This window comes from Saccharopolyspora antiqui, from assembly GCF_052246905.1.
GTDB lineage: Bacteria > Actinomycetota > Actinomycetes > Mycobacteriales > Pseudonocardiaceae > Saccharopolyspora.
Map to the genome: position 1 here is coordinate 1 of NZ_JBQQBO010000021.1, position 22,006 is coordinate 22,006.

Annotated in this window: 15 protein-coding genes; 4 read left to right on the top strand and 11 right to left on the bottom strand. The window is 69.3% G+C overall.

Going from position 1 to position 22,006, the window contains the following annotated elements:
• Positions 1-39: 39 nt before the first annotated feature.
• On the bottom strand, positions 40-228 hold the full coding sequence (locus ACTWQN_RS27605; RefSeq protein ID WP_443206505.1) for a hypothetical protein: 189 nt from the start codon (positions 226-228) through the stop codon (positions 40-42).
• A 175-nt stretch (positions 229-403) separates the two neighbouring features.
• Here ACTWQN_RS27605 and ACTWQN_RS27610 point away from each other — a divergent pair, with 175 nt between their 5' ends.
• A complete protein-coding gene (locus ACTWQN_RS27610) occupies positions 404-1,882 on the top strand; it encodes an AlkA N-terminal domain-containing protein (RefSeq protein WP_443206506.1) in 1,479 nt (492 codons plus the stop codon).
• 533 nt (positions 1,883-2,415) lie between these two features.
• On the opposite strand, the gene ACTWQN_RS27615 is transcribed toward ACTWQN_RS27610, so the two are convergent.
• Both ACTWQN_RS27615 and ACTWQN_RS27620 read right to left on the bottom strand, forming a co-directional pair.
• Positions 2,416-5,361 (bottom strand): AAA family ATPase, encoded by a 2,946-nt coding sequence (locus tag ACTWQN_RS27615; protein ID WP_443206507.1) that lies wholly within the window; start codon positions 5,359-5,361, stop codon positions 2,416-2,418.
• Positions 5,358-6,542, bottom strand: a complete 1,185-nt coding sequence (locus ACTWQN_RS27620) for an exonuclease SbcCD subunit D (protein WP_443206508.1) — start codon at positions 6,540-6,542, stop codon at positions 5,358-5,360. The genes ACTWQN_RS27615 and ACTWQN_RS27620 overlap by 4 nt, the downstream gene beginning before the upstream one ends.
• Positions 6,543-6,811: 269 nt before the next feature.
• On the opposite strand from ACTWQN_RS27620, the gene ACTWQN_RS27625 reads away from it, so the two are divergent.
• Entirely contained in the window at positions 6,812-7,747 is a 936-nt protein-coding gene (locus ACTWQN_RS27625) for a DNA recombination protein RmuC (RefSeq protein WP_443206628.1), read from the top strand.
• 63 nt (positions 7,748-7,810) lie between these two features.
• On the opposite strand, the gene ACTWQN_RS27630 is transcribed toward ACTWQN_RS27625, so the two are convergent.
• The 3 genes from ACTWQN_RS27630 to ACTWQN_RS27640 all read right to left on the bottom strand — a co-directional run bounded on the left by ACTWQN_RS27630 (position 7,811) and on the right by ACTWQN_RS27640 (position 11,856).
• Positions 7,811-8,749, bottom strand: a complete 939-nt coding sequence (locus ACTWQN_RS27630) for an alpha/beta hydrolase fold domain-containing protein (RefSeq protein ID WP_443206509.1) — start codon at positions 8,747-8,749, stop codon at positions 7,811-7,813.
• Between the two features lie 80 nt (positions 8,750-8,829).
• Positions 8,830-10,329: an FGGY-family carbohydrate kinase gene (locus ACTWQN_RS27635; protein WP_443206510.1), complete on the bottom strand. Its 1,500-nt coding sequence runs from the start codon at positions 10,327-10,329 to the stop codon at positions 8,830-8,832.
• A gap of 111 nt (positions 10,330-10,440) precedes the next feature.
• The gene (locus tag ACTWQN_RS27640; RefSeq protein ID WP_443206511.1) at positions 10,441-11,856 is read right to left on the bottom strand and encodes an L-fucose/L-arabinose isomerase family protein; all 1,416 of its coding nucleotides are present in this window, start codon (positions 11,854-11,856) and stop codon (positions 10,441-10,443) included.
• A gap of 245 nt (positions 11,857-12,101) precedes the next feature.
• Here ACTWQN_RS27640 and ACTWQN_RS27645 point away from each other — a divergent pair, with 245 nt between their 5' ends.
• Positions 12,102-13,097 (top strand): LacI family DNA-binding transcriptional regulator, encoded by a 996-nt coding sequence (locus tag ACTWQN_RS27645; RefSeq protein WP_443206512.1) that lies wholly within the window; start codon positions 12,102-12,104, stop codon positions 13,095-13,097.
• Positions 13,098-13,301: 204 nt separating this feature from the next.
• Here ACTWQN_RS27645 and ACTWQN_RS27650 read toward each other — a convergent pair whose 3' ends face one another.
• The 4 genes from ACTWQN_RS27650 to ACTWQN_RS27665 all read right to left on the bottom strand — a co-directional run bounded on the left by ACTWQN_RS27650 (position 13,302) and on the right by ACTWQN_RS27665 (position 19,729).
• Complete coding sequence (locus tag ACTWQN_RS27650; protein ID WP_443206513.1) at positions 13,302-15,641, bottom strand: glycoside hydrolase family 172 protein; 2,340 nt, start codon at positions 15,639-15,641, stop codon at positions 13,302-13,304.
• Between the two features lie 427 nt (positions 15,642-16,068).
• Positions 16,069-17,073: a substrate-binding domain-containing protein gene (locus ACTWQN_RS27655; protein ID WP_443206514.1), complete on the bottom strand. Its 1,005-nt coding sequence runs from the start codon at positions 17,071-17,073 to the stop codon at positions 16,069-16,071.
• Positions 17,074-17,096: 23 nt separating this feature from the next.
• A complete protein-coding gene (locus ACTWQN_RS27660) occupies positions 17,097-18,140 on the bottom strand; it encodes an ABC transporter permease (RefSeq protein ID WP_443206515.1) in 1,044 nt (347 codons plus the stop codon).
• Entirely contained in the window at positions 18,137-19,729 is a 1,593-nt protein-coding gene (locus ACTWQN_RS27665) for a sugar ABC transporter ATP-binding protein (protein WP_443206516.1), read from the bottom strand. Before ACTWQN_RS27665 ends, ACTWQN_RS27660 begins: the two co-directional genes overlap by 4 nt.
• Before the next feature lie 329 nt (positions 19,730-20,058).
• Between ACTWQN_RS27665 and ACTWQN_RS27670 the strand changes: the two genes are divergently transcribed.
• Positions 20,059-20,865 (top strand): DUF6542 domain-containing protein, encoded by an 807-nt coding sequence (locus ACTWQN_RS27670; RefSeq protein ID WP_443206629.1) that lies wholly within the window; start codon positions 20,059-20,061, stop codon positions 20,863-20,865.
• A gap of 120 nt (positions 20,866-20,985) precedes the next feature.
• On the opposite strand, the gene ACTWQN_RS27675 is transcribed toward ACTWQN_RS27670, so the two are convergent.
• Entirely contained in the window at positions 20,986-22,005 is a 1,020-nt protein-coding gene (locus ACTWQN_RS27675; protein ID WP_443206517.1) for a 4-hydroxy-3-methylbut-2-enyl diphosphate reductase, read from the bottom strand.
• Between the last annotated feature and the right edge of the window lies 1 nt (position 22,006).

Genomic DNA, 22,006 nt, shown 5'->3' on the forward strand with positions numbered 1-22,006 from the left:
CCCCCCCCCCCCCCCGCCCCCGCCCCCCCCCCGGCCGCATCAGCCGTCGTCCTCCTGGTCGTCCTGCTGGTCGCCGTCTTGCTGGTCGTCGTCCTGCTGCTCCTGCTGCTGTTCCGGCGAGGGTACTGGGTCGTTGCAACCGGCCGTGACCATCAGGGCGAATGCGGCACCGGCCACAGCGCCGAGGACCTTGAAACCACGTCTGGTTCTGATCTTCGTTTGAGCCATGACGCGACGATAGGGACAAAACACCCAGAGCGCATCCCTCTCGATCAAAATCGCTCGCCGAGTCGCGGGCTCCCGAGCATCGCAGCCGTGATCAAGCCGCGTCCGACCGGTCCAGCACACCAGAGTGTCCGATTCCCGCTAGTAACCGTCCGAGGGCGCTGGCACGATCGAAGACATGCTGGTGGGAACCGAGGAAGCCTTCCGGGCGGTGGCCTCGCGCGACGCGCGCTTCGACGGCTGCTTCATCCACGCCGTGCGCAGCACCGGGATCTACTGCCGCCCATCGTGCCCGGCTCGCACACCCAAGCGCGACAACAGCCTGTTCTTCCCGACGGCCGCCGCCGCGCAGGCCGCCGGGTACCGGGCCTGCCGCCGGTGCCTGCCGGATGCCGTGCCGGGCTCACCGGAGTGGAACCTGCGAGCCGACCTCGCTGGCCGCGCCATGCGGCTGATCGCCGACGGCGTGGTGGACCGCTGCGGCGTGCGCGGCCTGGCAGACCAGCTCGGCTACTCGGAGCGCCACCTGACCAGGGTGCTCACCGCCGAACTCGGCGCCGGGCCGCTCGGGCTCGCCCGCGCGCACCGAGCCCACTCGGCACGAATCCTGATCGAGACGACCGGTATCGCGTTCGGCGACATCGCATTCGCCGCCGGGTTCTCCAGCCTGCGTCAGTTCAACGACACGCTGCGCGAGGTCTTCGGCACCACTCCGACCACGATGCGCGGTCGCGCGCAGCGGCGCACCGACGTCCCGAGCAGCGCCGGAGCCGTCCAGCTGCGGCTGCCCTTCCGGGCCCCGTGCGATGTCGCCGGTGTGCTGCGGTTCCTCGGCCACCGCGCGCTGGCCGGGTTGGAAGACGCCGCAGAAGACCACTACACACGGGCCCTGCGCCTGCCGTACGGCACCGGGATCGCCACGCTCCGCCCGCAGGACAAGCACGTCTCCTGCACGCTGCGGCTCACCGACCTGCGCGATCTCGGCAGCGCGGTGTCGCGGCTGCGCCGACTGCTCGACCTCGACGCCGATCCGGTCGCGATCAACGAGGTCCTCGGCACCGATCCGGCCCTGCGGTCGGCCGTCGCGCGGACGCCTGGTGTTCGGGTGCCGGGCAGCGTCGACGGCGTGGAGATCGTGGTGCGCGCCGTGATCGGCCAGCAGATCTCGGTCGCGGCGGCGCGCAAGACGACGGAACGCCTGGTGGATGCGCTGGGCGAGCGGCTGGCCCAGCCGGACGGCGCGGTGACGACGCTCTTCCCGACCCCGGAAGTGCTCGCGGAACGAGCGCTGGAGACCCTGCCCGGACCGCGGCGGCGGGCGGAAACCGTGCGAGCCGTCGCGGAAGCCGTCGCCGAGGGTCGGCTCGCCCTGCACCCGGGGCGTGACGAGGCCGAACTGCGGCGCGATCTGGAGAGCATCCGCGGCATCGGTGCGTGGACGTCGAGTTACGTCTCGATGCGGGTGCTCGGATCACCGGATGTGCTGCTGGTCGGTGATCTCGCGTTGCGCCGGGGCGCCGGGGCGCTCGGTCTGTCCGAAGAGCCTGCCGCGATCCAGGCACATGCGCGGCGCTGGAGCCCGTGGAGCTCGTACGCAGGAGTGCTCCTGTGGGAAGCAGCCCTCACCGGACCACCACAACTCCAAAAAGCATCGTGACCCCGCACCGCCATCCCACAGCAAATCCACTGTGGATAACCCACTCGCTACCGATGTCGTCCTCGCATCCGGCGCCCGTTCCTCGATCGAGCGAGAGGTGAAGGGCACCTTTCCAACTTGGAGCTTGCGCGGATTGGGCATAGCGGGGGTGGTCGTCAGGCGAGCGGCGTCAGCCGCTTCCCACCACCCTCGCAACTCGCACCGCCGCGGGTTCTCAGGCAGTGCCATGCGGGGACACCCCACACCCCGAGCTATCCCGCGAGGACAGCCACGACGCTGTGTATCGGACATACATGAGTCGGGGATCCCGGAGACGAGAAGGCCTCTGAGTGCCTGTTTTTGAAGTGGTCGTGTCGGGCCGTCCACCTCGGGTGAGGTGGGCGATTTCGCGCGAAATCGCCGTATCCCACGCGGGGCGGGCGGCGATTTCGCGCGAAATCGCCAGGTCCGCCACCCGCACCGCAAAGCAAACCAACCCGCACACTCTCCAAGTTGGTTAAAAGGTGCCCTTCACCTCGTTTTTGGGGCGGGGGTCAGGTTTGGAGTTCGAGGGTGGAGCCGGTGCGGGACTTGCGGACTCGCAGGCGGACCGAGATCCGCTGGCGCATCTCCTCGACGTGCGAGACCAGGCCGACGACTCGGCCGCCCGCGCGCAGGTCGTCGAGGGTGTCCATCACCAGGTCGAGGGTGTCGGCGTCGAGCGTGCCGAAGCCCTCGTCGATGAACAGGGTGTCCAGCAGCGCACCACCGGTCTCCGCGGCCACCACATCGGCGAGGCCGAGCGCCAGCGAGAGCGAGGCCAGGAACGACTCACCACCGGAGAGCGTCTTGGCCGGGCGAACCTTGCCGGAGTAATCATCGAGCACGTCCAGACCGAGACCGCCCCGAGTACCCCGCGTCCCGGCGGCATCGGAATGCACGAAGGAGTACCGGCTATCGCTCATCCGCTGCAACCGACGAGTCGCCGCTACCGCCACCTCTTCCAACCGCGCGGCCAGCACGTACGCCCGCAGCGACATCTTCCGCGCGTTCTGGCCGCGCCCGTTGACCACGTCCGCCAGCGCCTCCAGCTCGGCGTGCTCCGCCAGCGCTGGCCCCAGCTCCGCCCACGCCGCGCGCAGCCGCTGGGCGAGCTGCGCGATGTCACGCTGCCGCTGCTCGGCGCGATGCGCCAACGCGGCCGCCCGCTCCGCTGCTTCGCGGGCGACCGTGGCCTCCTCGGTGGCCGCTTCTAGCCCCACCTCGGTATCCGCCTCCACACCGAACAGCTCCGCGCTGGCCAGCGCGGCGCGGGCGCCCGCGGTGCGCTCCTCGACCTCGGCGATCGCCGCGCTGAGCTCGTCGAGCCGTTGCTCGCCGCGCTCAGCGGCGAGGGCGGCCGCGGCGTCCTCGAAGTCGGCAGTGGCAGCGGCTTCGACCAGTGCCTTCGCGTGTTCGGCCGCGCGATGTTCGGCGTCGTCGCGGGCTGTGCGGGCGGTGACGAGCTGGTCGAGACGGTTGGCGATGTCGAGCAGGTGCGCACGCCGGTCGGCGATGCTCGGAAAATCGGCGCGGCCCTCGCGCAGTCTGGCCGCACGTTCGTCCACTGCGGTCGAGAGCGTTGCGTGTTCGGTTCGAGTCGCCGCGATTCTGGTGCGCAGCTGCGACAGCGCTTCGGTCAGGCGCTCGGTGGACGCTTCGAGTTCGGCGAGCTGCTCGGTTCGCTGTGGCAGCTGCGCGGCGGTGCTGCGCAGCGCGTCGCGTTCCGCCTTGAGTTCGGCGAGTTCGGTGGCGAGGTCCGGCTCGGTGTGTTCGCCGAGCCGTTCCACCAGGTTGTCGACGTGCTGCTGGGCTCGTTGCGCTTCGGCGGTGGCCTTTTCGCGACGCGCGTGCGCCTGCTGTTCCTCGGTTTGGGCGTTGTCCTCGTCTTCGGCGCGCACCGGGTCGTCGACCGGCTTGCCCGGTTCCGGGTGTTCGACCGATCCGCACACCGGGCACGGTTCGTCGGGCGTCAGTCGGGCCGCGAGTTCGGCGGCCATCCCGGCGAGCCTGCGGGCGCGGAGCTCCTGCAGCAGATCGCGCGCCTGCTGGTGCGCGTCGATGGCCTGTTGCGCGCGCGTGGTCGCCGCCGCGAATTCCTGTTGTGCGGCGGGCATTTCTCGCGCGGTCTGCAGCAGGGCGGCCACCTCGGTGCCACGCGCCTGCACGGTTTCCAGCCGCAACTCGGCGTGTTTCGCTTCGTCGACCTGCTGCCGCGCGGTGCTGATGCGGTCGGGCAAGGCGGCCTGCTGTTCGACGAGCGCCGCCTCCTGCTGCTCGTCCGCGGTGATCCGCTGAGCCAGCTCGGTCAACTTCCGGCGATCGGATTCCTGTTGCTGCGCCTCCGGAATCAGGTGCGCGAGGCCACCGGCTTCCTCCCGCTTGGCCCCGGCCAGCGAACGGAGTTCAGCCAGCGGCGTGTCGGCATCCACTTCGCAGCGGGCTGCCGCGGCAGCCACCTCCGCCCGCGCGTTGTCGCGCTCCTGCTCGGCGCGCGACGCCGTTGTCCGCGCTGCGCGGACCGGGACCGCGCGTTGCGCGGCCTCGCGTTCCGCCCGCCAGGCATCGTGCTGGGCCTGCTGTTCGCCGACCTCGGCCAGTGTCGCGTTCGCCTGCCGGACCCGGCGCACCTTGTCGGCGAGCTCGCGGCACTCGGTCAGCTTGGTCTCCGCGACCTCCCGCTCGCGCCGCAGGCGGGAGTGCTCGGCCTGCGTGCCCTCCAGCTCGCGGACGGACAGCTTTTCGACGTCCTCCAACCAGTTCTGCTCGTCAGCGTCCGGCTCGGACCCGCAGACCTGGGAGATGCGCGCCAGCAGCTCGCGCACCTGCTGGCCCTGCGCTTCGACCTCCCGGCCGCGCTGCCGACGGCGCTCGACGAACCAGCGCTCGACCTCGCCGAAGCGTTCGGTGCCGAACAGCTTCTCCAGCAGCTGCTCGCGTTCGGCGGTGTCGGAGCGGAGGAATCGCGCGAACTCGCCCTGCGGCAGCATCACGACCTGGAAGAACTGCTCGACGGTCATGCCGAGCAGGCGCTGCACCGTGCGGCCGACCTCGTCGATGCGCGTCAGGCCTTCCGGTGGCTGCTCGGTGGGCGCACCACCGACCCAGGTCAGCGATGCCTTGGCCGGCTGCGTGGTGTGCCCGTCGCCGCGCTTCTTCGGCCGCTGGTACTCCGGGCTGCGTTCCAGCCGCAGGCGCTGCCCCTGCACCGTCAGTTCCAGCACGACCTTGGTGATCGTGTCGGAATCCGCCGTGTCGCAACGAAGTCGCTTGACCTCTCCGCGGGCGCCCGGCACCGAGCCGTAGAGGGCGAAGGCGACCGCGTCCAGCAGCGTCGTCTTGCCCGCCCCGGTGTCGCCGTGCAGCAGGAAGAGGCCGTCGGCGCCGAGTTGGTCGAAGTCCACCGCCTGGTGGTCGCGGTACGGACCGAACGCGGTGACTTCGAGGCGGTGCAGTCTCATCTCGCCCCCTCCGCCGCGCTGACCGCGCGCAGTGCCTCGGTGAGCAGGGCGCGCTCGGATTCGCTCGGTTCCGCCCCACGGCAGTCGGCCACGAACCTGGCGGCCAGGGTGTGGTCATCGCGACCGCGCACGATCTCGGCGTAGCGCAGCGGCGCCGTCGCGCGGCCGACCGCCGGTTTCCACTCCAGGTGCACGGCGTGCGGGAAGCGCTGCTGGAGCCGCCGCATCGGCTCCAACGGCCGCACCTCGTCGGTCAGGGTCGCCGAGAGGTAGCACTCTTCCAGATCGGCGTACTCGGACTCGGTGAGCAGGTCGTCCAGCGAACCCCGCACCGCGGCCAGGCGTCGCGGCACCGGCAGTTCGCGGCGCTCGACACCGGCCAGGCCACCCGCGTCCAGATCCACCAGCCACACCGATTTGCGCTGCGCCACCTCGGAAAACGAGTACGCCAGCGGGCTGCCGGAATACCGGAGGTGGTCGGCGAGCCGCTGTGGACCGTGCAGGTGTCCCAACGCGACGTAGTCGACGCCGTCGAACACCGAGCCCGGCACCTGCTCGACACCCCCTACCGCGATGGTGCGCTCCGAATCGCAGCCGTCGCCGCCGGTGACGAACGCGTGCGCCAACACCACCGACCGAGTCCCTTGTGGACGTTCGGCGAGTTCGGCGCGGACCCGGTTCATCGCTTCGGTGAGCACCGCAGCATGGCCGCGCGAGGTGATCTCCGGGCTGGCACCGGGCACGTCGGCGCACGCTTGCAGCGCGTGTCGTGCCGGATCCGGTTCGAGGTAGGGGATGCCGTAGCAGGCGACCGGACCGTATTGGTCGGCGAGCACGACCGGCTCGTGCAGCCGGGCGATCTGGGTGCGCAGGTGCAGTCCGCCCGCCGCGGCGAACTCGGCGAACGCACCGACGCGCGCGGCGGAGTCGTGATTGCCCGAGGTGACCACGAGTTGGGCGCCCGCCTCGCGGATCCGGGCGAGCACCCGCACGCAGGTCTGCACCGCTTCACCCGATGGCACCGCGCGGTCGTAGAGATCGCCGGCGACCACCACGACGTCGACCTGCTCGGCGGCGACCAGATCGGCCAGTCCACCCAGGACGGCTTCCTGATCTCCGAGCAGATCTCGGCCGTGGAACGTGCGTCCCACGTGCCAGTCGGAGGTGTGCAGCACTCGCATGCGCCCCAAGCTATCGGCGCGACCGCCGAACATCGTCGACCCCCCACATCGCTTCGGCGTGTCGCACACTCTCACCCCATCGAGTGCGGCGTTGATCACCAGCTGCGATCAGCAGTGCGCCGTGTGGACGACGTGGCTGTTCGTGATGTTGTCGGGCGGGTCGGCCATCATTTGAGCCGCAGCGACCACTACCGGACGGAGCTCATGTGGGTACCGGCGTCCTGATCACCATCGTCATCGTGCTGACGCTGCTGTTCGCGGCCGCACTGATGCTGATCTGGCGGCTGTACACCGACAGCGCGCGCCGCGCCGACGAAGCACTGCGGATGGTCGAGGCCGAACGCGCCCGCACCACCGAGCAGCAGGCCGCGCTGCGCCGCTACGAGGTGGCGTTCGCCTCCATCACCGGCCGCGGCGAACTGGGTGAGCAGGTGCTCGTCGAGACCGCGCGGTCGCTGGGCCTGCGCGAGGGCGTCCACTTCACGCTGCAAACCGACCTCGCCGGTGGTGGCGCGGCGCGGCCGGACATGGTGCTCGCCGTTGGTGGTGGACGCCAGGTTCCGGTGGACGCCAAGGCGAGCCTGGCCGTGTGGGCCGAGGCGATGGAGACCGACGATCCCGAAGAACGCACCGACGCCCTGCGGGTGCACGTGCGCAACATCCGCTCCCGCGCCACCGAACTCGCGGGCAAGGGCTACCAGAAGTGGGCCGACGCGATCTACGGATCGATCATGTTCGTGCCCTCCGACGCCGCCGTGATCGCCGCGTTGGACACCGACCCGCAACTGCTGACCTGGCTGTTGGACAAGCGGGTCTTCCTCTGCGGGCCAACGGGATTCGCGGTGCTGGCTGCGGCGTCGATGTTCGCGGCCACGGAACGCACGATCGCCGAGGACATCGAGCAGGTGCGCGCCCAGGCGGTCCGGGCCCAGCGCGCCGCGTCCGGCGCGGTGGAAGCGGTGAACCTCTCCAGCACGCACCTGCAGCGCTTCGTCTCCGCTCGCCGCCGCGAACTCGACGCCCTGGAGTCGTTGCGCGGCGCGGTCCAACCGCTGGCCGACGCCGCGGGTTCCGGCGGCATCGGCACCATCCGCCACGACGAAGAAGGCCTGGTGGGCGGCGCGCTACCGGTGCCGGTGCGGGAACCGGAAGGGATCGACGTGGCGCAGCGCATCATCCGAGACCGCGAGAACGAACGCTTCTGAACAGCACACGCCGGGCCCTCCACCTCGTGAGTTCTTACCGGAACAACCACTCACGACCCGCGGTCAGACGTGGGTTTCGATGAAGGCCGTGGCCGTGTCGACGATCATGGCGTTGTGCGGGCCCCGGCCGAAGCCGTGGTCCAAACCCTCGTAGGGGTGCAGCTCGACCGAAACGCCGAGGCGGCGCAGGCTCGCGGCGAAGTCCAGGCTCTGCTCGATCGGGACCAGCGAATCCGCGGTGCCCTGCTGGATCAGGAACGGCGGCTCGTCCCCGGAGATGTTCTTGATCGGGCTGGCCGCGTCCGCCGTCCCCGGGCAGTCCACCGGCATGCACCCGAACAGCTGCTGCACCACCCGGCGCGCGTATTCCTGCATCTGCGGATTCGCCTGCTGCGCACCGGCGCTCATGTCCGTCGGGCCGAACCAGTCCACCACGGCGCGAATGCCGGAGAGCCCACCGCCCGGCTTCGTCGGATCACCCGCCACCGCACCGAGCTGCGACACCAGGTGCCCACCCGCCGAAGCGCCCCAAAGCCCGATCCGGTCGGCGTCGAGCTGCCACTGCCCGGCCCGCTGCTGCAACCACCGCACCGCGTCGGCGACGTCGATGACCTGCGCCGGGAACTGCGCGACACCGGTCAGCCGGTAATCCACAGTGGCGACCGCGTAGCCGTGTTCCAGCAGGCGCTGCGCCGCCAAGGCCTCCGGCGCCGCGGAATCCGCGTCCAGGCTGCGGTTCCCGGCATCCCAGCCGCCGCCGTGCACGTACACCACCAGCGGTGTCGGGGTGTCCCGCGGTTCGGGCAGGAACAGATCGAGCTTCAGCGCGCCGGTGTCCCGCTGCGCGTAGACCTGGTCGCGCACCACGTTGGCCGCGCCAAGATCGCGGACCGCGACGTCGACCGGTAGGGCCTCGTCGGCATCCGATTCGCGCGAGCAGCCTGCCGCGACCAACGCCACCAAGGCGAAGCACGCCGCTAAGACACGTCGTGTCACCGGCATCGGTCCCGCGCCTCCCCGATCTTGTTAACCCTCACCCAAATGCATGAGCTTAACAAGATCAGCGGCACGCCATTCGTCGATCAGCCACGCTCGTCGGCGGCGCGCTGCTCAGCGGCCAAGAAGTGCGCGATCCGCACCGTCGAGTCGTAGAGATCCCGGTACTGGCGGAAGTAGGCGTCGTAACGCTCGGTGTGCTCCGGGTTCGGTTGTACCGTCCGAGTTACGGGATTCCAGTTGTCCGGTTCGACGGCCGTCCCAGTACCGATACCCGCGAGCAGCGCGTTTCCGTAGGCCGCACCGACCGTCTCGGCCGGGACCTGCTGCTGCTGACCGGTGATGTCGGAAACGATCTGGGTCCACAGCCCGCCCTGGGTGCCGCCCCCGACGGCGACCAGCCGACGAGCCGCGCCGCCCGCCTCGCTCATCGCCTCCAGGTTGTGCCGGACGCCGAAACCGATGCCCTCCAGCGCGGCCCGGTAGAGCTCGGCCCGGCCGTGGCTGGTGGTGAGCCCGGCGAGCATGCCGCGCGCGTCCGGGTCGAAGATCGGCGTCCGCTCGCCCGCGAAGTACGGCAGCAACAACAGCCCGCGGCTGCCCGCGGGCACCGCGGTGGCCTCCTCGACCAGTTCGGCGAAATCGCCGCCCACCAGGGTGCGCAGCCATTGGGTCACCGCGCCCGACGTGGCCATCCCGGCGGCCAGCGTGTACGTGTCGGGGAACGCGCCGCAGGTGGCCCACAGCGCCGGATGCGGCCGCACCTCGGTAAGCACCTCGACGAAGAACATCGTGGTGCCGTACATCAACATCACGTCGCCGGGTTGCCGCACGCCCACGCTGGTGGCCTCGGCCCACGCGTCGACCGTGCCCGCGGTGACCGGAAGTCCTTCGGGCAGCCCGGTTTCGGCGGCGGCCTGCGCGGTGACCCGGCCGACCACCTCGGTCGGCCAGGCCAGCTCCGGCAGCGGCAGGTTCGGCGCGACGCGCGACGCCCAGTCCGCCGACCAGTCGCGGGCCTCCAGGTCGTAGAGCGGATCGCACTGACTGGCCGAGTGGTGGTCGAGCACGTACCGGCCGGTCAGCCGGTGCACCAGGTAGGAGCTGCACATCAGCAGCATCTCGGTGCGCTGGTAGACCTCCGGCTCGTGCTTGGCCAGCCAGCGGATCTTCGGCCCCACTGCCTGGGTGGACAGCGCCGAGCCGCCACGGCGCAGGATCTCGTCAGCACCGAGCTCTTCGGTCAGCTCCGCGATCTCCTCGGTCGCGCGGGTGTCCACGCCGTAGAGGATGGCCGGGCGCAGCGGTTTTCCGGCACCGTCGGCGGGCAGCAGCACCGGGCCGATGCCGCTGACACCGAGGCCGACGATCTCGCGGCCCTCGGCGGCCGATGCCAGTTCCCCGGCCAGCGCCAGGAAGTCGTCCCACCACACCGACTCCGGGTCGTGCTCCACCCAGCCCGGGTGCGGGTAGGAGGTCTCGTGCGGTCGGCTCGCGCGAGCGATGATCCGCCCATCGGTGCTGACCAGCACCCCCTTGGAACTCGACGTGCCGATGTCGATCCCGAGCAACACTGCGTCGGCCATCTCCGCCGTCCTCCTCACTGGGACCAGGGCTGGTGCGATTTCGCGGGAAATGTCGGTTCAACCCGGATGAATGTCAATCTCTCGCGAAATCGCGTCACATCGTAGGTCCGATCAGCCGCGAGTCCACTCGTCGAGTCGAACGTCGAGCTGGTCGGCGACGGCCCGCAGCGCGGCGCGGTGGTCACCCGGCACGGCGTGGATGTGGTTGGCACCGAACTTCGACAGGAACAGCTCGCCGGGCGCGTCCAACCGGGCGAAGGCGTGCGGCCACTCCGGCGTCGACTGGTCCATCAGCCGCTGGTTGGTCGCATCGTCATAGCTCTCGAACTCGCCGAGCATCAGCTGCAGCCGGTATTGGCCGTCCTCGCGGGTCAGCCGCCCCAGCGTCATCTGCCCAGGCGCCGCGATGTGCTGCACCGACGCGCCACCAGCCGGGAAGAAGAACACCTCCGGGTAGAAGTTGACCTTCGCGAGGTTCTCCGCCGGGTCGTCGCTGCGGGCGGCGTACCAGGTGGCGTGCTGACCGGAGTTGCACAGGTCCCAGATGTCCCGGTCACCGTGGTAGTGCCGCACGTCGGCGAACAGCACCGGGGTACCGGCCACCGCCTTGAACAGCTGCATGGTCAGCGCGCCGTCCATGTCCGCCTCGGTGGCGCAGACGTGCGGTTCCTTCGGGCCGTTCCAGTCGTAGGGGTCGTTGAGGAACGCCTCGGTGACGTCCATGGTGGCGAAGTTCTCGGTCAGCTCCGGCTGCGCCTTGATCCCGGAGAAGTCCAGGTTGCGCTCCGCGATGATGTCCCGGATCGCCAGGTAGGACCGGATCTGCCGTTCCAGCAGCTCGGGGGTCAGCTTCTTGCCGTCGTAGTGCACCCCGGCGGCGTTCTGCTCGATCCACTCGCGCGCCTTGCGCGCCTCGGCGGTGTCCGCCTTCTCGGCCCGCAGGACCAGCTCGTACTGGTCGATCTCCTCCACGTCGATGCCGAACTTGCGCATCCACTGGTCGGTGTTGGCGACCGCGGTGTTCATGCCCATCGGCCGCCCCCCGAACCGGCCGAACGTGGCGCCGTGCAGCGACTGCACCGCGGCGGAGGCCGTGGCGTGCACACCGATCTTCTCGATCAGCTCGGTGTCGTCCGGGGCACCCCAGGCGCGGGTGTGGCGGCGACCGATCTGGTCCAGCGCACCGCCCGCGGCGAGCATGCCGACCAGGCCCGGTTCGGTCGGATCGGTGCTGGCCACCAGCACCAGCGGGCTGCGGGTGGCGTCCGCGGCCAGCATGGTGAAGTGCGGGAAGGCCCACACCGCGTAGTAGAAGACCGTGACGTCCACGTCCGCGGCGGCGACCTTGCGGGAAACCGAAGTGGCCAGTGCGTTGGTGGCGATCAGCTCGTCGCCGACCACCACCTCGTGCCCGGCGCCGCGCAGCGCCTGGACCAGAGCGTCCTGTTTGGACTGGATGAACTCCGCGTTGCGCGCGTGGACGTGATCACGGCCATCGGAAATGCTGACGACACCGATGCGAGCCACGGTTCCTCCAAAATTCGGTGACAGGCGACGTCGACTGCTGCGGAACCGGCAGCGGGGGCATGTGGGCGGCGCTGCGGGCAACTCACCGATTGAACTCCGGTGGGGACGCCCGACCGGCAAAGCTCGTCGCTCAAACGCCGATACGACCGGCGAGCAATCGTTTTCTCGGACGCTATTCTGGCATTACACGGGCTGTCAAGGCAGACGGCTCGCCATCACTCGGGAAGAGGGCACCAGGAGGAGCCATGGCGACGATCAGTGACGTGGCAACCCGCGCCGGAGTGTCCACCGCGACGGTCTCACGCGCGCTCAACGGCAAGAGCACCGTCGATCCGGCGCTGGCGGCGCGAGTGCTGGCGGCTGCCGCCGAGCTCGGGTACCGCCCCAACGGCCCCGCCCGCAACCTGCGCAAACAGGAGACCGCGGTGCTGGCGTTGATCATTTCCGACGTGGAGAACCCGTTCTTCACCGCGATCGCCCGCGGCGTCGAGGACGTGGCGCACACCGCCGGTTACTCGGTCGTGTTGTGCAACTCCGACGACGAACCGGACAAGGAGCACGAGTACATCGACGTCGCCCTGCAGGAGCGGATGGCCGGGGTGCTGCTGTCACCGACCGGCCGCGGGGACAGCGCCGAGCTGCTCAGGCTCAGCCGCACACCCGCGGTGGCAGTGGACCGGCCCCTGCCGAACTCGCCGGGTGACACCGTGCTGGTGGACAGCAGGCTCGCCGCCGAGGAGGCCACCGAACACCTGGCCGAGCAGGGCTACCGCCGGATCGGCTGCCTCACCGGCCCCAGCGGCGTGCTCACCGCCGACGACCGGCTGGCCGGTTACCACGACGGGCTGCGCGCGGCGGGCCTGGCCGAGTCGGCGGACCTGGTGCGGCGTTCGGAGTTCAAGGCCGCTGGCGCGAAGCAGGCCGCGCGTTCGCTGCTGACCCAGGACGACAGGCCGGACGCGGTGCTGGTGGCGAACAACATGATGGCGGTGGGTGTCCTGGAGATGTGCGCGGAGCTGGGCCTTCGTCCCGGCCGGGACATCGGTGTGGTCGCCTTCGACGACGCGCCCTGGGCCACGCTGCTCGACCCGCCGCTGACGGTCGTCGCCCAGCCCGCCTACGACATGGGTGTGGTCGCCGCGCAGCTGCTGCTCGGCCGGATCAGCGGGGAACGCACCGAAACGACCACCACGACGCTATCGGCGCACCTGGTCGCCAGAGCCAGCAGCACCCGAGCCTGACCGACCGCTAGAGACTGTTTCAGAGGTGGTTTGCGTAGCGGTGCGGGTAGCGGAACCTCAGACGCCCCCTCGGTCCGGGATCCCCGACATCATGAATGCCAATTCACCACGTCGAGGCTGTCCTCCCGAGGAGACGCCTGAGAACCCGCGGCGGTGCGAGCTGAGTCCCACACCGCAAGCGGCTACACCGCTTATAAAACAAACCTAGTTGTCGCGTTGGTGCTGCCTGATCGCGTCCTCGACCGCCTGCTGGACGTCCACCGGGGTGTTGCCGTCGTCCTGGCCCGTGGTGTCCGGCGTTCCTGACTCGGGGACGGTGGTTTCGCTCGGTTCGGCCGGTGGTGTCGACGGCTCGACCGGCATTTCCGGTGACCGCGACGGGGTGGTGGGCGGCGCGCTGGGCGGTTGGGGCAGCTGGATGGGCAGTCGCTGGGGCGGCAGGCCGCCGTACCAGTACGCCGTCGAGCTGTAGTCGCCCGGCTCGTCATTCATCGGACCGTGCTCGATCCCGGCCACCAGACCGTTGCGGAACGGTACCGCATCGTTGACCAGCAGCCGGTAGGCGCCGGTGCAGTCGTACTGGCAGCCGTCCACGTTGATCTCGTGCGAGGGGTTCCCGGCCAACGGCATGGAGAACGTGGTGCCGAACCGGAAGTACCAGCCGGATTCGTAGAAGTCCTCGCTGCCGGTGCCGTGCCACGCCGGGGCACCGGCGCCGTCGACGTAGAACCGCTCGTCGCCCTCCAGGTAGTTGCGCTGGTTGGCCGCCTGCCGTTCGTCGGAGTGCGGTTCGTCGGCGCGCTGCGTCGCGTTCGGCGGGATCAACCCGCGCATGCTGTGCGTGACGCCGTAGAACGTGCCAGCACCGGTTGCGTTCACGAAGTTCCAGTCCTGCCCCTGCACGGTGGGTCCGCGCTGGTGGGTGGCGTGGAAGTACCCGGTGTTGGGGTCGATCTGGGCGCTGGAGCTGGTCACCTCGGCGCTGGCACCGGTGATCGGCAGCCCGCTGCCGTTGACCACTTCGACCCTGGCGTGCTGGCTGAACGGCATCGGCCACCAGGCCGTGTACCAGCCGTCCAGACCGGGGTCGACGGAGCTCATCAGGGTGCGCACGTCGTGCTCACCGAGCCCGGTGCCGAAGAACTCGCCGATCGGCGCATCCACCGTGGTCCGACCGTCGAAGGTGATGCGCAGCCGGGCGCCCTCCAGCACCGCGTCGGAGGCCGCGACCTCCTCCGGCGGAATCGCGTAGCGCCCGAGGAGCTTGGACCGGGCGAAAACCGGGTTGTCGATGCGGTAGTCGTGCGCTGCTTCCTCGCCGGGATGCCCGGGACCGAGGTCGAGCACGTCGGTGCGCACCCACTCGCCATTGACCAGGCTTTGCACGTCGTAGCGGAACTCGTTGAAGTCCAGCGAAGACGAGATGAACCGGTTCTCGACGTCCACCGAGGACTGGCCCGCCGTCACATCCGGGGGCACCTCGATCACCTGCACGCCCCACAGCCCTGGGGTGGCCGCGCCGCTGCGCCACTCGCCGACCTGCTGACCGTTGACGTGCAGGCTGCCGACCTGGTCGGCGACCTGCGGATCGTACCGTCGGATCACCCGAATGCCCTGGTTGTCGGGGTGGACCCGCAGCTGGAACCGGCTGCCGCCACCGGCTCCGAACGCCCGGCCGTCGTCCACCACCTGCGGACTGGCCACCACCTGCGGCAACCGGACCCGCAGCTGGTTGATCTGCGCTGGACCGCTGAGCTCGGCGACCGTGGCCGCCGCGCCGGGTGGCAGGTCGAAGTCCTGGCGGACCGGCGTGCCGCCGGCGTTCGGCTTCGGGTCGACCTCCCCGAACGCGCGCAGCCGCGCGAGCACATCGCTGGCGGAATCGTTGGGGTTGAACGTCTCCACGCCCTCGGCGTCCGGGAAGGAGCGGTAGTCGACGTGGTAGAAGTACGGGTTGTTGCGCACCGTGACCCGCATGGATTCGCGGAACGGCATCGGGACCTTGATGACCGCGCCGCCCGCGGCGTCGTCGGCGTTGCCGACCAGCGGCCACTCGAACGGTGCGCCCAGCCGCCCGTTGACCACGTCGACCAGCGGCGCGTCCAGCACCACTCGGCCGTCGAGTTCGACGACGATGTCGCCGGTGGCGGTTACGTCACCGAGTGGTTCTCGGGTAGTCCAGATGGAGGAGATCTCACCCGCTCCGGTGTGTTCGGCGATTACACAACCGAGATCCGAGGTGCGCAGGCAGGAATAGGTTCCTTCGAATCCGTCGTTGTTACCGCCGGTTCGGTCGTAACTGGAGAACTGCAATGACTGTTCGGCACCGCGCAGTTGCGCCAACCCGTCGAGATTGCGATACGTCTCCCAACCGACTGGACCTTTCGTCGGTGCCGGTGTTTGGCCATATGCGCGAACGGAACTGAATCCGGCGTCGGCCACCACGGCGGCTGCCGCCAGCGAAGCGACCCCGAGGTACGCGCCGAGTCTACGGGCGCGCCGACGACCGTTGGCCGGTAGCGACGTTGCTGAGCGGTCTCTCATCGTGCTCGCCCTCCCCACACACCACTGTCCGCTGTAGACGGTGATGCCGCTGTCTCCGATGGTGGTGCGCGACTGGATGAAATTTTCGTCCGGCCTCTGGGTGGAAGATCACTCGCGCATTGAGCGCAGCGTAAGAAGGAGATCTCCACGAAGCCATCCAACACGGGCGGTTGCAAAGAATCCGCGGTGCGAATTCACTCAATAAGATGGTTGCCGGACCAGCGGGCGCCGACAACCACCATCCAGGTGTTATTCGATTCTTCGCGCACCAAACGCCGTACCACCAACGGAATCGACCAGCGGACGCGACAATCCACAGTAGATCGAAAATACCACCGACCACCAGGAACGCAGCCGGGCCGCGCGACCGGTCGTGAGTGGTCATGGCCATTCTTACGACCATGACCACTCGCGACACCCGATCGGGTCAGCTCTGGTTGAGCCGAGCGTAAACATCGGCGGCGTTGTCCTTGGTGACCAGTTCGGTCTGCAAGGTCTGCGTCTTGGGCACCTGCTGGCAGTCGACCAGCATCTTCTTGGCCGCCTCGACCGCCTCCTCACCACCGGTCGGGTACAGGTTGGTGGCCTGCAACCGACCCTCCTCGACCGCCTTGATGCCGCCGGAGGGAATGGGCAACCCGTCGATGCCGACGAACTTCAGGTCGGTTCGATTGGCCGCCTGGGCGGCCAGGTACGCGCCCTCGGCCATCGGATCGTTCTGCGCGTAGACCGCCTGGACGTCCGGGTGGGCCTTGAGCAGCGCGTCCATCTTCTGCTGCCCCACCGAACGCTCCCACTCACCGTCCTCGGTGGCCACGATCTCGATCGCGGAGCCCTGGATGCCTTCCTTGAAGCCCTGTTCCCGCTCCGCGGCCGGTGTCGAGCCGGACAGGCCCTTGAGCTGCAGGATCTTGCCGCCCTGCGGCAGCAGCGTGGTCTTGAAGTACTCGCCGGCCTGCCGCCCGATCTGGACGTTGTCCGCACCGATGTAGGTGGTGTAGGCATCCCCTTCCACCTTGCGGTCCAGCACGACGACCGGGATGCCCCTGTTGTAGGCCTTCTTCACCACATCGGTCAGCGGCGCGGCCTCGTTCGGCGAGATCATCAGCAGGTCGACCTGCTTGGTGATGAAGTTCTCCACGTCGCTGACCTGCTTGGAGTTGTCCTTCGCGGCATCGGCGAACTGCACCTCGAACTGCGGCACCTTCTCGGCCGCCTTGCGGATGTCGTCGTCCATCCGCACCCGGTACGGCTCGGCCAGGTTGGCCTGGCTCATCCCGATGGTGTACTTGCCGCCAGGCCCCTGGCAGTTCTTGGTCGGATCCTGGACCTGTACCTGTCCGGTGTTCTCGCTGGTGGTACCGCAACCGGCGGCGGCGAACGCGACCGCGGCGCACGTGACTGCGACCAAGGACTTCGTTGTCATGCGCATCGTGCTTCCTCCCGGATGTTGGTTCACGACGTGGGGCGCAGTCGCTGCAACGCCGCCGCCGCGACGATCACCAAACCTTTGATCAGCAGTTGCAGATCGGTGTTCACGCTGTTCAGGCTGAGGATGTTGTTGAGGATGCCGAGCAGTAGCGCACCCGCGATGGTGCCGATCACCGAACCCCGGCCACCGGCCAGGCTGGTGCCGCCGACCACCACCGCGGCGATTCCGTCGAGCTCGTAGGCGATTCCGTCGTTCGGGCTGCCCGCGTTGAGCTGACCGGCGTGCACGACACCGGCCAACGCGGCGCAGAACCCGGCGATGCCGAAGGCGATGATCTTGACCCGGTTCACCGGCACACCCGAGAGCCGGGCCGCCTTCTCGTTGCCGCCGATGGCGTAGAGGTGGCGGGAGAAGGCGCTGGAGCGCAGGAACAGGATCGCCACGACGGCCACCACGACGAAGATCAGCGCCGGAATCGGCACCACACCGCCGAATGTGCGTTCGCCGAGCAGGGAGAACAGCATCGGCGCCTGCCCCGGCCCATCGCCGTAGGAGATCTGCACCGTCTCGCCACCGGACCACATGCGCGCCAGGCCGCGCGCGATCTGCAGACCGGCCAGCGTGACGATGAAGGCCTGCACCCCGAGCAACGCCACGGCAGTGCCCTGCAGCAGGCCGAAGGCAACGCCCGCGAGCAGCACCAACGCGACCGTGGCCCACACACCGAAGTCGTCCTCGACCATCAGCACTGCCGACCCCACCGCGGCCAACCCGAGCACCGAGCCGACCGACAGGTCGATGCCGCCGATGAGGATCACGAAGGTCAAACCGATCGCGATGATCCCGATCTCGGACACCGCGCGCACGATGTTGAACAAGTTGTCGCTGGTCAGGAACAGGATCTGACCATCGTTGCGGGGCGAGAAGATCACCGCCGCCAGGAACACCGCGACCAGTCCGAAGATGCTCTGGAACCGGAACAGCGTTTCGACGGTGCTGCCCCGCTTCGACCCGGCAGGCACCGAACCGCCCGGTTCCGCAGGCCGTTGTTCCGTCTGGTTGGTCACCGCGCGCCTCCCCCAGAGTTCTGCGGTCCGGTGCCGACCACCGGCCCTAACTCGTCGGCCACCACGCTCTCGCCCATGGCGGCCGCCAACAAATCGGCTTCACCGATCTCAGCGGTGTCGAACTCGGCCACGCTGCGCCCGGCGCGCAACACCACCACCCGGTGGCAGACGCCGACCAGCTCCGGCAGCTCCGAGGACGCCAGCAGCACCCCGATGCCGCGCCCGGCGATCTCGCCGAGCAGTTGGTAGATCTCGGACTTCGCGCCGATGTCCACGCCGCGGGTCGGATCGTCCAACAGCAGCAGGCGCGGCTCGGTCAACAACATCCGCCCGAACACGACCTTCTGCTGGTTACCACCGGAAAGGGTGCCGACCGGGTCGAGGATCCGGCCGAGCTTGATCTTGAGCTGCTGCACGCTGCGCTCGGTCGTGGACATCTCGGCGCGACGGCGCACCAGCCCGGCCACCCCGAGCCGGTCCAGCACCGACAGCACGGTGTTGGCCAGCACCGAATGTTCGAGCACCAGACCGGAACTCCTGCGGTCCTCCGGCACGAAGGCGATGCCCTCCCGCAGCGCCCGGTGCGGACCCCTCGGCCGCACCCGGTGCCCGTCGAGGGTCACCTCCCCCTCCCACGTGCCGGAGGACCCCGCACCGAACAGCGATTCCAGCAGTTCGGTGCGACCTGAGCCGAGCAACCCGCACAGCCCGACGATCTCCCCGCGACGCACGGTCAGATCGATGCCGTCGGGTTCCCGGCGCCCCACCCGCGGTCGGCGCGGGCGGACCGCGAACCCGGACACCACCAGCAGCTCGTCGCCGACGGCGCCGCGCTCGGCGCGGAACATCGTCTGCACCGACCGGCCGACCATCGCCTCGGCGGCCTGTTCCGCGGTCAACTTCCGGGCGTCGAACTCGGCGACCTTGCGGCCGTTGCGCAGCACGGTGGCGCGGTCGGCCACCTGGCCGATCTCATCCATCCGGTGCGAGATGTAGACGATCCCGGTGCCGCTCCGGCGCAGCTCGCTGATCACCGCGAACAGCCGTTCCACCTCGGTGCTGGACAGCGCCGAGGTCGGCTCGTCCATGATCAGCACCTTCGCGTCCAGCGACAGCGCGCGGGCGATGGTCACCAACTGCTGCTCGCCGATGCGCAGTTCGCCGACCGGGCGCAGCGGATCGAGGTCGATGCCGGTGCGCCGCAGCAGTTCGCGGGTGTGCGCGGCCATCTTCCGGCGGTCCACCACGCCGAACCGGTTGCGCAGCTCCCGACCGAGGTAGAGGTTCTCGGCGACGCTCAGTCCGGGCACCAGGTCGAGTTCCTGGTGGATCATCGCGATCCCGGCGTGCTGGGCGTCCGCCGGTTTGCCGAACTGCACCGGATTGCCCTCGACCGAGATCGACCCTGCGTAATCGGTGACGTCCCCGGAGAGCACCTTCATCAGCGTGCTCTTGCCCGCACCGTTCTCCCCCAGCAACGCATGCACCTCGCCGGTGTGGACCGTCAGATCCACCCCGTCACACGCCAGCACACCCCCGTAACGCTTGGTAATGCCGGTCATCTCGACCAGCGGTGGCGCCGTGCTCATAGGACCCCCGTCACGCCGCTCGCGAATCGCGAGAAAACGATTGCCCGGACGCTAAGATGGTCGCACTATCTGTGTCAAGGTTCACACACCTGCCCAGGCGACAGGGCATCCATTCGGCTGCACCAACATCACATAGCGGTCACGCTGCCAGGAAGTACCCGTAACCCAACGTGCGGTAACAAGCAAGTTCCGCAAGAGGGCTCTCGGAGCAAAGTACTGGACCGTTACCGTTGGGACTCGTGACCGCGATCCGCGAGAGCCAGAGCGCCCCACCCCCCAGCAATGGCGCACCACCCTGGTCGGTGTGCTCCGCATTCGGCGCTACCGGCGTGCCGCTGTGGGGGGCCGTACTGCTGGCTGTCGTTCCGACCGCGGTCGGAACCGTCGTGGACATCTTGATCTGGACGCAGCCCGGCATCCTGTTCAAGTCGTGCTTCTTCGTCGGATGCGTGCTGGCCGTGCTGCTGGTCAAACGCCGCAACGTGTTCGGACCGATGGTGCAGCCGCCGCTGGTGCTCACGATCATCATGCCGCTGCTGGTGCTGATCACCGGCAGCGGCATCGCCGCCGGCGCCGGTTTCACCGGCAAGGCGCTCGCCGTGGCGCGACCGCTGATCAGCAGCTTCCCGATCATGGCCGGGGCCACGATCGTCGCCCTGGGCATCGGCTTGATCCGGATGTTCGTTACCCAGCGGCGCGAGCGCCCCGAGGTCGCCGAGAGCGACGCGGCCACCAAGAAGCGCCGTCGCCCCGCTCCGGCCCGCGGGAAACCCGGCGAAGACGCCAAGAAGCGGCGGCCCGAGGAGCGCACCCGGCAGCCGAAGAGCGACGGCGCGCCGCGCCCGCAGCGCACCCAGTCGGAGCGGGGGCGCGCGCAGGCACCGGGACGGCCGCGCAGCGGCGAGACCCCGGCCAGAGAGACCCCGGGCCGAGAAACCCCGGGCAGAGCGCGCGGCGAGACCCCGGGCAAGGCGCGGGGAGCCGAAGCGCGACCGGAGCGCGACGGGCGGGCGGTGCCGCCGCAGCGGGGCTCCGGCCCTCGCCAGGCGCCGGGTCGACCGCGACCGCCGGAGCCGCCGCAGGGGGAGCCGCCCCGGCGCCCCCGTCGGCCGCGACGCGACGAGCAGTTCGGGTAGTCGTAGCGCCCGTGTCGCGAGCGGGAATCCCGGTCTTACCGAGACGACCACTCACGACCGACATGCGCTTCCAGACACGAAAAAAGGGCATCCACGCGGGTGCCCCTTTTCGCTGCGGCGTCAGCGGACGCTCTTGGGCTTGTCCGGGTTGTCGTCGAGGTCCTTGCGGAGTTCCCGGGGCAGCGCGAAGGTGACCTTCTCGTTGGCCGTGGTGACCTCGTCCACCTGGTTCCAGCCGCGTTCCGCGAGGTGGTCCAGCACCTGCAGCACCAGCACGTCGGGCACCGAGGCACCGCTGGTCACGCCCACCGTGGTGACGCCGGTCAGCCAGGCCTCGTCGATCTGGGTCGCGTAATCCACCAGGTGCGCGTCGGACGCGCCGGCCTGCAGGGCGACCTCCACCAGGCGCTTGGAGTTCGAGGAGTTCTGCGAACCGACGACGACGACCAGATCGCACTCCGGCGCCATCGCCTTGACCGCGGACTGCCGGTTGGAAGTGGCGTAGCAGATGTCGTCGCTGGGCGGCGCCTGCAGATCCGGGAAGCGCTCCTTGAGCTGATCCACCCGCTCCATCGTCTCGTCCACGCTGAGCGTGGTCTGCGACAGCCAAACCACCTTGTTCGGGTCGCGCACCTCGACCTTGTCGACGTCCTCGGGCTTGTCGACCAGCTGCACGCGGTCCGGCGCCTCACCCGCGGTGCCTTCGACCTCCTCGTGCCCCTCGTGGCCGATCAGCAGGATGTCGTAGTCGTCGCGGGCGAACCGGTTGACCTCCTTGTGGACCTTGGTGACCAGCGGGCAGGTCGCGTCGATGGTGCGCAGGTTCCGGTGCGCCGCCTCCTCGTGCACCGCCGGGGACACGCCATGCGCGGAGAACACCACGAGCGCGCCCTCGGGCACCTCGTCGGTCTCGTCCACGAAGATCACGCCGCGCTCGGACAACGTGTCCACCACGTGCCGGTTGTGCACGATCTCCTTGCGCACGTAGATCGGCGGCCCGTAGGTCTCCAGGGCCTTCTCGACGGTGACCACCGCACGGTCAACACCTGCGCAGTACCCACGCGGTTTGGCCAACAGGACCCGCTTGGTCCGCCTGGCGTCCTGGTCGACGAGGTCAGTGGCCTCGGGAGAGGTCGTCATA

Excerpts from the sequence above, each read along its gene's own strand:
- ACTWQN_RS27615 (WP_443206507.1), bottom strand. The coding sequence starts at position 5,361 with ATGAGACTGCACCGCCTCGAAGTCACCGCGTTCGGTCCGTACCGCGAC.
- ACTWQN_RS27605 (WP_443206505.1), bottom strand. The coding sequence starts at position 228 with ATGGCTCAAACGAAGATCAGAACCAGACGTGGTTTCAAGGTCCTCGGC.
- ACTWQN_RS27625 (WP_443206628.1), top strand. The coding sequence starts at position 6,812 with ATGCTGATCTGGCGGCTGTACACCGACAGCGCGCGCCGCGCCGACGAA.
- ACTWQN_RS27645 (WP_443206512.1), top strand. The coding sequence starts at position 12,102 with ATGGCGACGATCAGTGACGTGGCAACCCGCGCCGGAGTGTCCACCGCG.
- ACTWQN_RS27620 (WP_443206508.1), bottom strand. The coding sequence starts at position 6,542 with ATGCGAGTGCTGCACACCTCCGACTGGCACGTGGGACGCACGTTCCAC.
- ACTWQN_RS27610 (WP_443206506.1), top strand. The coding sequence starts at position 404 with ATGCTGGTGGGAACCGAGGAAGCCTTCCGGGCGGTGGCCTCGCGCGAC.
- ACTWQN_RS27665 (WP_443206516.1), bottom strand. The coding sequence starts at position 19,729 with ATGAGCACGGCGCCACCGCTGGTCGAGATGACCGGCATTACCAAGCGT.
- ACTWQN_RS27635 (WP_443206510.1), bottom strand. The coding sequence starts at position 10,329 with ATGGCCGACGCAGTGTTGCTCGGGATCGACATCGGCACGTCGAGTTCC.
- ACTWQN_RS27655 (WP_443206514.1), bottom strand. The coding sequence starts at position 17,073 with ATGCGCATGACAACGAAGTCCTTGGTCGCAGTCACGTGCGCCGCGGTC.
- ACTWQN_RS27675 (WP_443206517.1), bottom strand. The coding sequence starts at position 22,005 with ATGACGACCTCTCCCGAGGCCACTGACCTCGTCGACCAGGACGCCAGG.
- ACTWQN_RS27650 (WP_443206513.1), bottom strand. The coding sequence starts at position 15,641 with ATGAGAGACCGCTCAGCAACGTCGCTACCGGCCAACGGTCGTCGGCGC.
- ACTWQN_RS27630 (WP_443206509.1), bottom strand. The coding sequence starts at position 8,749 with ATGCCGGTGACACGACGTGTCTTAGCGGCGTGCTTCGCCTTGGTGGCG.